The organism is Streptococcus sp. LQJ-218, from assembly GCF_003428885.1.
GTDB lineage: Bacteria > Bacillota > Bacilli > Lactobacillales > Streptococcaceae > Streptococcus.
Map to the genome: position 1 here is coordinate 129,080 of NZ_QQRU01000007.1, position 13,916 is coordinate 142,995.

Sequence of the window (13,916 nt, forward strand, 5' to 3'; positions counted from 1 at the left end):
TTGAGTATTAAATTGCGAAATTGATTGTCATCATCTTGCTAGAAAAAAGGATTGAAGGTTTTTTCGTGAGCGATGGTCGTAGCTGGACCATGCCCTGGATAGACATCATAGTTTGGTAGGGTGAAGAGTTGGGTCTGGATGCTATGAAGGAGTTGCTCCATGCTACCAGTCGGAAGATCAGTTCGTCCAATTGTTTCACGGAAAAGAGCATCACCTGTCAAGACTAGGTGAGCATCAGGAAAGACGATAGAAACACCACCGATAGAGTGACCTGGTGTTGGCAAGACAGTAAAACGAAATTCCTCTAGTTGGTATTCTTCATGAAAGACAAAGGTGTGTTCTGCAGGTTTTGCGACCACATCTTCCATATCATCGTGACGAGGGAGACCAGAGAGATTATCGACAGGAGTATAGAGCCAGCTGGCTTCACTCTCTGCGATATAGACAGGGGGATTGCCAAAAGTCTTGCGCACCAAGTCCAGACTCATGATATGGTCATAATGAGCGTGGGTCAATAGAATAGCGCAGATCGGTTTGTTGATGTTCTCTATTGTCTGACGAATGGCGTCCCAATGGCTACCAGGATCGACGACGATGAGGTGTTTTTCGCCTTCCAAGTAATAGGTATTTTCATAAGCAACAGGATTCACGGTTTTATGGATTTTCATACTAGCTCCAATCTTAAAGAATGTACTAATACTCTTCGAAAATCTCTTCAAACCGCGTCAACTTTATCTTCAACCTCAAAGCGGTGCTTTAAGCAACCTGCGGCTAGTTTCCTAGTTTGCTCTTTGATTTTCATTGAGTATAAATTAAGTATAGCACAGTTGGGGAGAATAAGCATAAAAAGGGAATAGTTCTAGAAAGAAGAACTAGATTTAGATAAAAAAATAAGCCCCGAATGAGTTCGAGGCTTAAACTGTTTTAATTGCCAGCATAATATTTTTGGATTCCCTTGACAATCCCTTCAACTAGTTTATCTTGGTAGTCACTACTGCAGATTTTTTGGTTTTCTTCTGGATTATCCATATAGCCCATCTCTAGCAAAACAGCTGGTTTAGCTGTTTCACGAAGAACAGCAAAGGTTGCTTGCAAGAGCCCGGCATCTCTAGCTCCAGTTTCAGCTAGCAGTGAAGAATGGATATCGGCTGCGAGACGATTGCTTTCACTCATCCGTTCAGGATTGTTGTGCCAATCCTTGTTAATCTTGCTAGGGAAACCAGGTTCATCCTTGTAAGAATAGGTCTGGATACCTAGGTTAATGGTTGTATCATTCCCTTTTGCATTGAAATGAAGGCTGATGAAAAAGTCAGCATTAGTCTTGTTGACCATACGAGAACGTTCGGTAATAAAATCAACGTCTACATCACTGTCTCGAGAGGTGAGAACGGTATAGCCGAGTCCTTCTAGTCGTTTACGTAGCTTACGATAAACTTGTAGGTTCAATTCTTTCTCAGCTATGCCATAGTAATAAGCCCCGCGATCCTTACCACCGTGTCCTGGATCGAGAAAGATAGTTTTAGAGTAATGTCCTTTTTGAAAACCTTGTGCTAATTCACGAACCCATTTTCCATTCCCTTGGAAGAGCTGGTTTTTACCATCCACCGCATAGGTTCCTGTAACATACACACCATCGTCTTTAAGATAGTACCAAGCTTGATAGTCTGGGTCATAAATCCATTCCTTATGGGCCATGTAGCCACCAGATTTTAGATAGTAGGAACCAATCCATTGTTTTTGGGCATAGCGTCCGCCAGATTTTAGGTAAAACCAACTAGAGTAGCTTTGGTCGTAGACCCATTCCTTATCTGCCATAGCACCGCTGGATTTGAGGTAGTAATCGTCTTTCCAGACATTGGACAACATTCTACCATAGCCATCAAAAGCATACCACTTGCCATTGATTTGGCTCCATTGGTTGGATAAATATTTACCTGAACCATTGATATAGTACCAATTATTTCCCATTTGGTACCAGCTGTTTTCAAGCAAGTAGCCATGACTATCAAAGAAATAACCATCATAGAGAGTATCTGTAAATTTGACCCCAGTTTGACTATAAAAAGTCCACTTGTTCCCTTCTTTTACCCAGCCAGTCTGTAGAGGTTGATTGGGTTTGGTTTCCCTAGAAAGAGAAGGTTTGCTTTCTTGCTCACTTGAAGTAGCTGTACTTGACGAAGTTTCTGTATTAGCTTGAGAACTGCTAGTATAAGCATTTGTAGAACTGCTTGTTGAGCTACTGGGTGAACTAGTCATAGAGCTAGTAGTGGAACGACTCGTATCATCAGCTAAAACGACTTGGTTTGATAAGCCAAGAATAGCCAAAGTTAAAAGTGTCAGTCTTTTGTGTGATTTCATCTTGTTTGCCTTTCTAGAGAAATGAAATTTCAGTAATTATCGTAAAAAACTGTTCTTATTACCATTATACACTAAAAAAGTTAGAAAATTACCAAAATATCAAACCTTATTTATTGAAAAAAGAAGAATGTGTTTTCATTTTCCTGACTTTTAGTGTAGCCTATATCAAAAAAGATAGATGAAAATCAGATAATTTTATTATTTTAGTGTGAATCTTTTTTATCCTCCTTCCCAACAACTTGAATAAGCTTTAGAATCCTCTTTTTCTAGTTTTCATATCCTCAAAAAAGTGTTAAAATGGTAGGAAGAATGGGAGAGTTTGCATGCCAAAAGAAGTAATTTATTCAGGCGATGAAGTCGTCGCTTTAACGCAAAAATATTTATCGAAAGAAGATGTGGCTTTTGTCCATAAGGCCTTGGTCTATGCGGTGGAATGCCACAGTGGTCAATACCGTAAATCTGGCGAACCCTACATTATTCATCCTATCCAAGTAGCAGGTATTTTAGCCAAACTTAAGCTAGATGCTGTAACGGTAGCCTGTGGTTTCTTGCATGATGTGGTAGAAGATACAGATGCGACCTTGGATGATTTGGAAAGAGAGTTTGGCCCTGATGTGCGGGTAATCGTTGATGGCGTTACCAAACTTGGTAAGGTTGAGTACAAATCGATTGAGGAGCAATTAGCGGAAAATCATCGCAAGATGCTCATGGCCATGTCTGAGGACATCCGCGTTATCTTGGTCAAATTGTCTGACCGCTTGCACAATATGCGGACCCTGAAACATCTTCGAAAAGACAAGCAGGAGCGTATTTCCAAAGAAACCATGGAAATCTATGCCCCACTTGCCCACCGTTTGGGGATTTCCAGTGTCAAATGGGAGTTGGAAGACTTATCTTTCCGTTATCTAAATCCAACGGAATTTTACAAGATTACCCATATGATGAAGGAAAAGCGCAGAGAGCGTGAGGCCTTGGTGGATGAGGTAGTCACAAAATTAGAGGAATATACGACGGATCGTCACTTGAAAGGGAAGATTTACGGTCGTCCCAAACATATTTACTCGATTTTCCGCAAAATGCAGGATAAGAGAAAACGTTTTGAGGAGATCTATGACCTAATTGCCATTCGTTGTATCCTAGACACTCAGAGTGATGTCTATGCCATGTTGGGATATGTCCAAGAGCTTTGGAAACCAATGCCTGGACGCTTTAAGGACTACATTGCCAACCGTAAGGCCAATGGTTACCAGTCTATCCATACGACTGTTTACGGACCAAAAGGACCGATTGAGTTCCAGATTCGTACCAAGGAAATGCATGAGGTTGCTGAGTACGGGATTGCGGCTCACTGGGCTTATAAGAAAGGCATCAAGGGTCAGGTTAATAGCAAGGAATCTGCCATTGGGATGAACTGGATCAAGGAGATGATGGAGCTTCAAGATCAAGCAGATGATGCCAAGGAATTTGTAGATACTGTCAAAGAAAACTATCTGGCTGAGGAGATTTATGTCTTTACTCCAGATGGCGCGGTTCGTTCACTTCCAAAAGATTCTGGCCTGATTGACTTTGCCTATGAGATTCATACTAAAATTGGGGAAAAAGCAACAGGTGCCAAGGTTAATGGCCGCATGGTACCATTGACTACCAAGCTAAAAACAGGTGACCAGGTTGAAATCATCACCAATCCAAACTCATTTGGACCAAGCCGTGACTGGCTTAATATGGTCAAGACCAGCAAAGCCCGAAACAAGATTCGTCAATTCTTTAAGAACCAAGACAAAGAATTGTCCATCAATAAAGGTCGTGAATTGCTGATTAGTCAGCTCCAAGAAAACGGCTATGTGGCTAATAAATTTATGGACAAACGTCACATGGATGAAGTCCTTCAAAAAACTAGTTACAAAACAGAAGAAGCTCTTTTTGCAGCCATTGGTTTTGGAGAAATCGGAGCCATCACTGTCTTTAACCGTTTGACGGAGAAGGAACGCCGTGAAGAAGAGCGTGCCAAGGCTAAGGCAGAAGCTGAAGAATTGGTCAAGGGTGGCGAAGTAAAGGTGGAGAACAAGGATAGGCTTAAGGTTAAGCATGAGGGTGGAGTAGTCATCCAAGGTGCTTCTGGTCTCTTGATCCGGATTGCCAAATGTTGTAACCCTGTTCCAGGTGATGACATCGTCGGCTATATTACCAAAGGACGCGGAGTTGCCATCCACCGTGTAGACTGTATGAACCTTCGTTCGCAGGAAAATTATGAGCAACGTCTACTCGATGTTGAATGGGAAGACCAATTCTCAAGCAAGGAATATATGGCTCACATCGATATCTACGGACTCAACCGTACAGGACTATTGAACGATGTACTGCAAGTTCTCTCAAACACAACAAAAAATATCTCAACAGTTAATGCCCAACCAACCAAAGATATGAAATTTGCTAATATCCATGTTTCCTTTGGAATTTCAAACCTTTCAATGCTGACCACTGTAGTTGATAAGATTAAGAGTGTGCCAGAAGTTTACTCTGTCAAACGGACTAATGGTTAAGTTGGTTTGATATAATCAGAAAGGATTGCTATGAGAATTATCGTTCAGCGTGTCAAGAAAGCTCAAGTCTCTGTTGAAGATCAGGTGCAGGGAAAAATCAACCAAGGCCTTTTATTGCTGGTTGGTGTTGGACCAGAGGACCAAGAGGAAGATTTGGACTATGCTGTGAGAAAACTGGTCAATATGCGGATTTTTTCAGACGCAGAAGGCAAGATGAACCTGTCTGTCAAAGATATTGAAGGAGAAATCCTCTCCATCTCTCAGTTTACTTTGTTTGCCGATACCAAAAAAGGTAATCGTCCAGCCTTTACAGGGGCAGCTAAACCGGATATGGCATCAGACTATTATGATGCTTTCAATCAAAAATTAGCGCAAGAAGTGCCCGTTCAGACAGGCATCTTTGGAGCGGATATGCAGGTTGAGCTGGTCAATGATGGCCCAGTCACCATTATCCTTGATACTAAAAATAGATAAGAAAAACCAAGCTCACGGGCTTGGTTTTTCTCATCTATCATAAAATACCTCAAAATGCAATGGGTTCCTGATATGCTTGAGGGAAGTCTCTTTTCAGGCTCTGGCTTATGCGGTAGGAAGGGATGAGATGTCCTAGGATGAGGAGAGTCCCCTGAAGGAAGAGTGGGACACCCCTTAAAAACAGCACAGAGAGAATGATCAGGCTATCCCACAGGAGGATTTGTAAGGCAAAGCGCCAGAATCTCGGTCTAATCAGGGAATAGAGGTGACTAAAGTGGTCACAAAGTTGATTTGAAAGATAGGTCAATAGCACAGGATGAAAGAAAATGAGCCAACCGCTATAAATCAAAATCCAGTTCCAAGTAAGCCCCCCCCCCTTTTTTATCTATCTTCATTCTACTCCAAAAGAATGGGAGTTACAAGTAAAATGGTAAAAAATTTTAGTAAGGAGATTCTGTTAGATTTCCCTTTTATTGTTCCACCTCTTCATCATTCCAGACAAATAAAGCTCCGATTGCATTGAGGATATAAAAGATGTATTTACCGATATTGGCGAAATTTCCTTGAATGCCAGCCTTTGTCAGCTGCACAAAATTGTAAATCAACCAAAAACCCCATTGAGTTGTTAGTTTCAATGCGTTCAAAGCATTGGCAATGAGGGACAGTCCAAAGGCAATAGTTGTTACGTAGGCAAGGAGATTCATCTTACCTCCATAGCCAATATAGTTGGTCACAAAGGCAAAGAGGAAGGCGATGATGGAAATGATGATGGCCGCCAATTTTACCTGTTTTGGGCTCATTTGGTTGGGTTTGCCTTCTTGCGAAGCTTCCCATTTCTTAATCGCAAAGGTATAGATGAGAAAGGTGACGGGATAGGTGATAATGGCCGCCTTATTTCCAAGGATATAATCAATGGTACCAGACAAAATCGTATTGACAATACCAAAGTAATTTCCCCATTTGCTTAATTTTCCCGTGAAGCGAGTGGATAACATGGAAATCCCAACGTTGGTTACAGAAATCAATCCAAAGGGAATAAGGGCAGTCCATGGTCCCCAGTCTACGAATTTGTCGAGACGGGAGTTGAGGTAACCAGATGCAATTGCAATTCAAACGACCAAAGCAACTCCGAAAAGGTCAAACCATTTAGATGTCGCAAAAATTTTTAGTGATTTTTTCATAGGTTAAACTATCTTTCTTATTTTTTACAAACATTCTACAACTAAATGAGAGTAAAATCAAATAATAGAAATAAAACCCTGAAAATCAAGTTTTCAGGGTTGGTAGGGGACTTGAGAAATTAGTCGATTTTTTCGACATAGAGTTGTTTGGCAATGTCCATATTTACTTGTAAATCCTCGTTTTTACTGAGGATAGTGAAGGTATTGCTGAAGCCATCAAACTGCTTGACTTGGAGCTGGTCACCGATGTGAAGGGAGTGCTTGTCCAGATAATGGAGAATGTCAAAACTATCGTGAACTCGAGTCAGGCGGTAGGATCCAGTCTCTTTAATATCAGCTAATGGTAGGTTGTTGATTTCAACCAAGAGTTCTCCCTTAGCAGGAATAGTTCCTCCGTGAGGGCAGGTCTTGGGGAAGCCAAGTAATTTTTCTAGTCTCTCCACGAATAGTTCAGAGACAGTGTGTTCCAATACCTCAGCTTCCTCGTGAATCTGGTCACTCGTATAGTCTAAATGATGAACTAGAAAAACTTCAATCAAGCGGTGTTTACGATAGAGCTCAGAGACCAGTTTGAGGCCGAGGTTAGTCAGTAGATAGCCACATTCCTTGTCCTTTAGGATGAGATTTTCGCTCTTCATTCGTTTAATCATTTCAGTTACGGCAGGGGGAGAGACTTGCATGCGGGCCGCAATTTCCTTATTGGTAATTTTATGCAAATCTAAGCCAATTTCATAAATACACTTTAGATAATCTTCTTTATTCGGGGTCATTCGTTTCCTCTTGTCTAATATCTTTATCTAGTATATCAAAAAAAGCTAGATTTCTCTAGCTGTGACTTTTTATGTTATACTTATTGCAAGAGAAAAAACGAGGAGATGGATATGACGAAAATAGCTCTTCTTTCAGATATTCATGGAAATACCACCGCCTTGGAGGCTGTTTTGGCAGATGCTCGGCAGCTAGAAGTGGATGAATACTGGCTTCTAGGAGACATTCTCATGCCAGGGACAGGGCGTAGAAGGATTTTGGACTTATTGGCTCAACTACCGATTACGGCTAGAGTTTTGGGAAACTGGGAGGACAGTCTTTGGCATGGTGTCCGCAAGGAATTGGATAGTACTCGTCCCAGTCAACGCTATCTCTTGCGCCAGTGCCAGTATGTTTTAGAGGAAATTTCCCTAGAAGAAATTGAACTGCTCCACAATCAACCACTCCAGATTCATCGTCAGTTTGGGGATTTGACGGTGGGAATTAGCCATCATCTGCCTGATAAGAACTGGGGACGAGAGTTGATTCATCTGGGAAAACAAGAGGATTTTGATCGTCTTGTCACCAATCCGCCTTGCGATATTGCTGTTTATGGTCATATCCATCAGCAGTTGCTTCGTTACGGGACTGGTGGCCAATTGATTGTTAATCCAGGTTCGATTGGGCAACCTTTCTTTCTAGATGCCCAGTTGCGGAAGGACTTGCGGGCCCAGTATATGATTTTAGAGTTTGATGACAAGGGCTTGGTAGATATGGACTTCCGACGGGTGGATTACGATGTGGCAGCTGAATTACAGCTGGCTAAAGACCTTAAACTTCCCTATTTTGAGGTTTACTATGAAAGTCTGGTCAATGGTATCCATCATACTCATCATCAGGAATTTTTGAGAGAATTGGCCCAGAAAGAGGGCTACGATAGGGAATTAGATGCCTGGTTAAAAAGTAGTAACGATTGACATTACAACTAAAAAGGGTATAATAAAAGAAAAAGAAGAGTAGAGGCAGGCTAGCCTCGTAAAAAGGAGGAGAGGATGCAAATTCCAAGTAGATTTACCATTGCGACTCATATGCTGATTATCATCGCTCTCAAGGGGAAGGAAAGTAAGGTGACCAGTGATTTTCTGGCTGCTAGTGTCGGGGTCAATCCTGTCATTATCAGAAAGACCTTGTCCCAGTTGAAGAAGGCAGAGCTGATTTCAGTCGCGCGTGGAACGGGCGGAACAGAGATTGTCAAGGACCTCAAGGATATTAGTCTATTAGATGTTTATCAAGCGGTTGAGTGTCTTGGTAAGACAGGTCAACTCTTTAGTTTCCATGATAATCCAAATCCAAATTGCCCTGTAGGAGCTCATATTCATGATGTTTTGGATCAAAAATTGGAGAGAATTCAGCTGGCTATGGAGGCTGAGCTTGGTCAGACCAGTCTAGAGCAAGTGGTAGCTGATGCAGAGAGTCAGATGAAGGAGTGAGAGGGATAGATGCCCTCTTTTTTCTTTGGCTAATTATGATCAATAATTATGATAAAATGTACTCATAAAAGGAGGAAGAAATGCCTCTCGTTATAGGAATTGTATTAGCCTCTATCCTGTCATTTTAGAAAGATAATAGAAGTTTGTGGAAGCCAGTATTATTCTTATTATCCCTCATTTCAAGTTAATTTTATCTACATACCATCTGCTTTTATTCGGGAGTTCGTAGCGATCTGTGTCAAGATGAAATGGCTCTTCCTTGCTTTTTGTGTCCTACTATTAGCCATCAGTTTGCTATCCAATAAAAGAATTCTTTTGTAGTTATACTCTTTGAAGACCTCTTCAAACTACGTCAGCTTTATCTACGACCTCAAAGCTGTACTTTGAGCAATTTGCGGCTAGCTTCCTAGTTTGCTCTTTGAGTTTCATTAACGATTAGATTCTATTTAAAAAGACTTAGAACATACATGAAAGTATGTATTCTAAGTCTTTTATTTTGTAGACATTTGATTTTTGAAAGGTACTATCTATTTTTCCAGGCTTGGTAACGGGTATCAATCAATAACTGCGTAAGGCGTCCCATGGTTTCCCTTTCTTCTGGAGTGAGGGATTGCGCTTGGACGAAGAGATGATGAATGTGTTCGATAGCCTTGAAGGAAGATAGGTCATTGATAGAAGTAATACCAGCATCAAGAATAGTGCCAAAGAAGAGATCAAAGTAGAGCTGGAGTTCCTCGTCAGGGACTGTGGCCACCCACTCCTTAAAGGTTGTGTCTACTTGTTTGCTATCACTGTTAGTTTTATCCAGTTGAACGAAGTGCTTGTCCTCAATCTGCCAACTAAAGGTATCGTGCTGGGCGATGCCACCTAAGGCAGTACTGTATACGATGATTTGCTGGTTAGGGATTTCCAGCATCATACCGATAATGGAACCTTGTGGAATGAAAACATTGGTTCTATCCATTATCCTTTGATAGCCCTTGGTTTGTGTCAAATCTGTGTGGAGACCGGGCGCATCAAAGGTATAAATTGCTGTGATTTGATTTTGCAAGTTTTTCTTAACTTGACTAGCAGCATAGATAGCTAGATTTCCTCCCTTGGAATGTCCAGCCAGAATGACCTTTTGCTTAGGATGGTGGATAAGAAAATTTCTTAAATAACGTAGGGCGTGCTTTTGAGCAGGAATTTCCTTCATATAGGTCAGGTGGAAATCTTCCTTCCAGCCAATGATGCTGTCATCAGTTCCACGAAAGACAATCAGATAGGTATCGAGAGTGAGGCGGTAGGTCATAGCCGCAAACTGCTTTTGCAATTCAGGGTCAATGTCATTGATAAAATGGGAGAGTTTACAATTTTTGAAGCGCTTGTGTTGAGCCAGTTCGTCCAATAACTGGAGGTGATTTTTGCTGGTCAGCATGTTAGTCTCCCTTGGAACCTGAGGAGCCAGGTCTAAAAGTCGCTGAGGAGTTATGGAGACCAGATTATCAAAGGAGAGGTAGGTGATTTCTGTTAAGGCTAGAATGTCTAATTCATTTAAAGGAAGATCGTAAAAGGAATCGTATGCGACATCTTTCAGATAGTCAAAAATATTAGCCATAGGTGCTCCTTTCTTTTCTTTATCTTATCAAATTTTCCTCAAATTAGCTAGTAGGATTGTTTCATTTTCAGACCTTCTAGTATGAAAAAATCTGTTATAATAATAGAAAAGGAGGAGCGCATGCACAAGATTTTATTAGTAGAAGACGATCAGGTCATTCGTCAACAGGTCGGGAAAATGCTCTCTGAATGGGGATTTGAAGTGGTTCTGGTAGAAGACTTTATGGAAGTGTTGAGTTTATTTGTTCAGTCGGAACCTCATTTGGTCCTCATGGATATTGGTTTGCCCTTATTTAATGGCTATCACTGGTGTCAGGAAATTCGCAGGATTTCCAAGGTACCCATCATGTTTCTGTCTTCGAGAGACCAAGCTATGGATATTGTCATGGCAATCAATATGGGGGCGGATGACTTTGTAACCAAGCCTTTTGACCAGCAGGTTCTCTTGGCCAAGGTTCAGGGCTTATTGCGCCGTTCCTATGAGTTCGGGCGTGACGAGAGTTTACTGGAATATGCTGGTGTTATCCTCAATACCAAATCCATGGATTTACATTATCAAGGTCGAACCTTGAATTTGACTAAGAACGAATTCCAGATTTTACGTGTTTTATTTGAACACGCGGGCAATATCGTAGCGCGTGACGATCTGATGCGGGAACTTTGGAACAGTGACTTTTTTATTGATGATAATACCCTCTCTGTTAATGTGGCTCGTTTGCGTAAAAAATTGGAAGAGCAGGGCTTGATAGGATTTATCGAGACCAAGAAAGGAATAGGGTATGGACTGAAGCATGCTTGATTGGAGACAATTTTTTATAGCCTATCTGCGCTCCCGTAGTCGTCTGTTTGTCTATCTGCTTGCCTTGGCGTTTCTGGTTTTGCTCTTTCAGTTTTTATTTGCAAGTTTGGGAATTTACTTTCTCTACTTTTTTCTCTTGTGTTGCTTTGTAACCATTTTATTTTTCGCTTGGGACATATTGGTGGAAATGCAGGTCTATCGCAAGGAAATTCTCTATGGGGAGAGGGAAGCTCAGTCTCCTTTGGAAGTAGCTTTAGCAGAAAAATTAGAAGCGCGTGAGATGGAACTCTATCAGCAGAGGTCAGATTCAGAAAGAAAACTGACGGATTTGCTGGATTACTATACCTTATGGGCCCATCAGATTAAGACCCCCATTGCAGCCAGTCAACTCTTAGTTGCAGAAGTAGCCGACCGCCAACTGAAGCAGCAATTAGAACAGGAAATTTTCAAGATCGACTCCTATACCAATCTGGTTTTACAGTATCTGCGTTTAGAAAGTTTCCATGATGATTTGGTCTTAAAGCAGGTTCAAATTGAGGACCTTATCAAGGAAATAATTCGTAAATACGCTCTTTTCTTTATTCAAAAAGGCCTAAATGTCAATCTACATGACCTTGATAAAGAAATCGTGACGGATAAAAAGTGGTTACTAGTGGTCATAGAGCAAATCATCTCAAATAGTCTCAAGTACACTAAGGAAGGTGGTCTGGAGATTTATATGGAAGGGCAAGAGCTTTGTATCAAGGATACGGGAATCGGGATAAAAAACAGTGATGTACTTCGAGTCTTTGAACGTGGCTTTTCAGGCTATAATGGGCGTTTGACCCAGCAGTCATCTGGACTTGGCCTCTATCTATCTAAGAAAATTTCTGAAGAACTGGGTCACCAGATTCGCATTGAGTCTGAGGTTGGAAAAGGAACGACAGTGCGGATTCAATTTGCTCAAGTGAACCTAGTCCTTGAGTGAGCATAATAGATAAGAACCCAGGATAAGACGAAATGTATTTGAATTTCTTAACTTAATGGCATTGAGTAGTCTACAATAATATTTTTTACACTCTTGCGGTCGGACTGTTGATTCTGAATGATTGGACGTTTCTGGCTGAACATCAAAATGGAGAAATGGATTGTCAAACACACTCATCCTGTTTAACGATTAAAACGGCATCTTTTTTCAGAGGAGATACCGTTTTTCCTTCTTCGGATAAGGAAACAAAAATTTCTGGCTTTAACTATCTGTTAAATTTATAGATTTCTTCATATAAATGCTGTAAAATTTTTGGTATAATGTTAAGGATAGATTGATGGATATTTAAAGGATCATTTTCAAAAGAATAAGAGATGAGAAGAAAAATATGTAAGACGGGACAGAAGTCTCTCTACCATCATCCATGCAGAAACAAGACTATATGAAATAAAAGGAGTAACCAATGACCAGAAACTATTCAACACGTGAATTTCGCGAGAAACTATATGATGATCTTCATGTTCGATTAAGAGATATAGTGATTTTGATGTGTGCGATTTTTATTGCCTCTATAGGTTTAAATATGAACTCAACAGCTGTCATTATTGGAGCCATGCTGATTTCCCCTCTTATGACACCGATTGTTGGACTGGGGTTTGGTTTAGCTATTTTTGATACGCGTTTAATCAAGCAATCTCTAGAGGTTTTATTTACTCAAGTATTGGTCAGTTTGCTTGTGTCGACTCTGTATTTCTGGATTTCTCCCTTATCTTATGAAAGTAGCGAATTGATTGCACGAACCTCTCCAACCATTTGGGATGTTCTCATTGCTATTGCGGGTGGGATAGCCGGTTTCATTGGTTCAAGGAAAAAAGAAGCAAACAATATCGTACCAGGAGTAGCCATCGCAACAGCTTTGATGCCACCTATCTGCACTGCAGGCTATGGTTTAGCTACTGGAAATGTACGATTTTTATTTGGAGCTCTCTATCTTTTCTTGATCAACTTTGTCTTTATCATGCTAATCAACATGGTTGGAACAAGAATTTTGATGAGAAAATCTCCCTTAAGTTCATTTAAAGAGCTAAATGTTAAAATGAGAATTGGATTGATAATCTTGATTGTATTATTGATTCTTCCAGCCAGCTATTCAGCAGTCACTCTGACGATAGATCAAGCGCGAAAAGAAGGGATTAAAAAGTTTGTAGGCAAAGAGTTCGCCAATCATACGGTCATTAATCAAGTCTACAAGTCAAGGAATAATGAATTGGTCTTGACAGTTGTTGGAGATCCGATTTCAGAAGAAGAATTAGAAACGCTCCACCAAAAACAAGCTTCTTACGGTATTCAATCTGTTCAATTGAAAGTCAATCAAGTCCATAATTCGACAAAAATAGATAGTGAGACGACCAAGGAATTTTACGAAACCATTAACCAGTATATCGATCAAAAACTCTCTGAAAAAGATTCACAAAAAGATCTCGTAAAAGAAAAAGAAGCAGACAAGGATTGAGGATATTGATCTTTTCCAACTCATGGGAGCAAATCTTGTGTGGTGGTTTGGCCAATCGCTACTAGCTCAGATTAAATAAAATCGAAAAAGCAACAACTGAAAATTGTACTGACCCCCAAAAGTTAGACAATTAATTTATTCAAAGGATTTAGTTCTGTATTGCACAGGACTGAGTCCTTTTAGTTTTACCTTAATTCGCTTATTGTTGTAGTAATCAATATAGTCTACAATGGCTTGTTCCAATTGGTTAA

General features: G+C 40.6%; 14 protein-coding genes. 7 read left to right on the forward strand and 7 right to left on the reverse strand.

Features of this window, described 5'->3' with window-relative positions:
* Nucleotides 1–38: 38 nt before the first annotated feature.
* Nucleotides 39–668 (reverse strand): MBL fold metallo-hydrolase, encoded by a 630-nt coding sequence (locus tag D2908_RS07550; protein ID WP_165847467.1) that lies wholly within the window; start codon nucleotides 666–668, stop codon nucleotides 39–41.
* 256 nt (nucleotides 669–924) lie between these two features.
* Nucleotides 925–2,358: an N-acetylmuramoyl-L-alanine amidase gene (locus D2908_RS07555; RefSeq protein WP_117306061.1), complete on the reverse strand. Its 1,434-nt coding sequence runs from the start codon at nucleotides 2,356–2,358 to the stop codon at nucleotides 925–927.
* A gap of 323 nt (nucleotides 2,359–2,681) precedes the next feature.
* Between D2908_RS07555 and D2908_RS07560 the strand changes: the two genes are divergently transcribed.
* Both D2908_RS07560 and dtd read left to right on the forward strand, forming a co-directional pair.
* Nucleotides 2,682–4,898, forward strand: a complete 2,217-nt coding sequence (locus D2908_RS07560) for a bifunctional (p)ppGpp synthetase/guanosine-3',5'-bis(diphosphate) 3'-pyrophosphohydrolase (protein ID WP_117306063.1) — start codon at nucleotides 2,682–2,684, stop codon at nucleotides 4,896–4,898.
* A gap of 30 nt (nucleotides 4,899–4,928) precedes the next feature.
* On the forward strand, nucleotides 4,929–5,372 hold the full coding sequence (gene dtd / locus D2908_RS07565) for a D-aminoacyl-tRNA deacylase (RefSeq protein WP_117306065.1): 444 nt from the start codon (nucleotides 4,929–4,931) through the stop codon (nucleotides 5,370–5,372).
* A 49-nt stretch (nucleotides 5,373–5,421) separates the two neighbouring features.
* On the opposite strand, the gene D2908_RS10280 is transcribed toward dtd, so the two are convergent.
* The 3 genes from D2908_RS10280 to D2908_RS07590 all read right to left on the reverse strand — a co-directional run bounded on the left by D2908_RS10280 (nucleotide 5,422) and on the right by D2908_RS07590 (nucleotide 7,323).
* Nucleotides 5,422–5,757 carry a hypothetical protein gene (locus D2908_RS10280; RefSeq protein WP_346426297.1) on the reverse strand — a complete coding sequence of 112 codons (336 nt, stop codon included), beginning with the start codon at nucleotides 5,755–5,757 and terminating at the stop codon, nucleotides 5,422–5,424.
* Between the two features lie 85 nt (nucleotides 5,758–5,842).
* A complete protein-coding gene (locus tag D2908_RS07580; protein ID WP_240628278.1) occupies nucleotides 5,843–6,481 on the reverse strand; it encodes a nicotinamide mononucleotide transporter in 639 nt (212 codons plus the stop codon).
* Nucleotides 6,482–6,672: 191 nt separating this feature from the next.
* Complete coding sequence (locus D2908_RS07590) at nucleotides 6,673–7,323, reverse strand: metal-dependent transcriptional regulator (protein ID WP_117306070.1); 651 nt, start codon at nucleotides 7,321–7,323, stop codon at nucleotides 6,673–6,675.
* Between the two features lie 111 nt (nucleotides 7,324–7,434).
* On the opposite strand from D2908_RS07590, the gene D2908_RS07595 reads away from it, so the two are divergent.
* Both D2908_RS07595 and D2908_RS07600 read left to right on the forward strand, forming a co-directional pair.
* Nucleotides 7,435–8,277 carry a metallophosphoesterase family protein gene (locus D2908_RS07595; protein WP_165847468.1) on the forward strand — a complete coding sequence of 281 codons (843 nt, stop codon included), beginning with the start codon at nucleotides 7,435–7,437 and terminating at the stop codon, nucleotides 8,275–8,277.
* Nucleotides 8,278–8,352: 75 nt separating this feature from the next.
* Nucleotides 8,353–8,790: an Rrf2 family transcriptional regulator gene (locus tag D2908_RS07600; RefSeq protein WP_001166796.1), complete on the forward strand. Its 438-nt coding sequence runs from the start codon at nucleotides 8,353–8,355 to the stop codon at nucleotides 8,788–8,790.
* A 523-nt stretch (nucleotides 8,791–9,313) separates the two neighbouring features.
* Here the strand turns inward: D2908_RS07600 and D2908_RS07615 are convergent.
* Nucleotides 9,314–10,387 (reverse strand): DUF2974 domain-containing protein, encoded by a 1,074-nt coding sequence (locus tag D2908_RS07615; protein WP_117306074.1) that lies wholly within the window; start codon nucleotides 10,385–10,387, stop codon nucleotides 9,314–9,316.
* A gap of 120 nt (nucleotides 10,388–10,507) precedes the next feature.
* On the opposite strand from D2908_RS07615, the gene D2908_RS07620 reads away from it, so the two are divergent.
* The 3 genes from D2908_RS07620 (at nucleotide 10,508) to D2908_RS07630 (ending at nucleotide 13,665) form a co-directional block, all read left to right on the forward strand.
* Nucleotides 10,508–11,185 carry a response regulator transcription factor gene (locus D2908_RS07620; protein WP_117306076.1) on the forward strand — a complete coding sequence of 226 codons (678 nt, stop codon included), beginning with the start codon at nucleotides 10,508–10,510 and terminating at the stop codon, nucleotides 11,183–11,185.
* Nucleotides 11,178–12,152: a HAMP domain-containing histidine kinase gene (locus D2908_RS07625; RefSeq protein ID WP_117306078.1), complete on the forward strand. Its 975-nt coding sequence runs from the start codon at nucleotides 11,178–11,180 to the stop codon at nucleotides 12,150–12,152. The genes D2908_RS07620 and D2908_RS07625 overlap by 8 nt, the downstream gene beginning before the upstream one ends.
* A gap of 463 nt (nucleotides 12,153–12,615) precedes the next feature.
* Nucleotides 12,616–13,665, forward strand: coding sequence for a DUF389 domain-containing protein (locus D2908_RS07630; RefSeq protein ID WP_117306080.1), 1,050 nt, complete (start codon nucleotides 12,616–12,618; stop codon nucleotides 13,663–13,665).
* Nucleotides 13,666–13,800: 135 nt separating this feature from the next.
* Here the strand turns inward: D2908_RS07630 and D2908_RS07635 are convergent.
* Nucleotides 13,801–13,916 (reverse strand): IS3 family transposase (locus D2908_RS07635; protein WP_165847425.1); only part of this gene is annotated, 116 nt, incomplete at its 5' end.

What these genes read in the sequence shown, in the direction of transcription:
- D2908_RS07630 (WP_117306080.1), top strand. Translation starts at nt 12,616, where the DNA reads ATGACCAGAAACTATTCAACACGTGAATTTCGCGAGAAACTATATGAT.
- D2908_RS07555 (WP_117306061.1), bottom strand. Translation starts at nt 2,358, where the DNA reads ATGAAATCACACAAAAGACTGACACTTTTAACTTTGGCTATTCTTGGC.
- D2908_RS07550 (WP_165847467.1), bottom strand. Translation starts at nt 668, where the DNA reads ATGAAAATCCATAAAACCGTGAATCCTGTTGCTTATGAAAATACCTAT.
- dtd (WP_117306065.1), top strand. Translation starts at nt 4,929, where the DNA reads ATGAGAATTATCGTTCAGCGTGTCAAGAAAGCTCAAGTCTCTGTTGAA.
- D2908_RS07620 (WP_117306076.1), top strand. Translation starts at nt 10,508, where the DNA reads ATGCACAAGATTTTATTAGTAGAAGACGATCAGGTCATTCGTCAACAG.
- D2908_RS07590 (WP_117306070.1), bottom strand. Translation starts at nt 7,323, where the DNA reads ATGACCCCGAATAAAGAAGATTATCTAAAGTGTATTTATGAAATTGGC.
- D2908_RS07560 (WP_117306063.1), top strand. Translation starts at nt 2,682, where the DNA reads ATGCCAAAAGAAGTAATTTATTCAGGCGATGAAGTCGTCGCTTTAACG.
- D2908_RS07595 (WP_165847468.1), top strand. Translation starts at nt 7,435, where the DNA reads ATGACGAAAATAGCTCTTCTTTCAGATATTCATGGAAATACCACCGCC.
- D2908_RS07615 (WP_117306074.1), bottom strand. Translation starts at nt 10,387, where the DNA reads ATGGCTAATATTTTTGACTATCTGAAAGATGTCGCATACGATTCCTTT.
- D2908_RS07600 (WP_001166796.1), top strand. Translation starts at nt 8,353, where the DNA reads ATGCAAATTCCAAGTAGATTTACCATTGCGACTCATATGCTGATTATC.
- D2908_RS07625 (WP_117306078.1), top strand. Translation starts at nt 11,178, where the DNA reads ATGCTTGATTGGAGACAATTTTTTATAGCCTATCTGCGCTCCCGTAGT.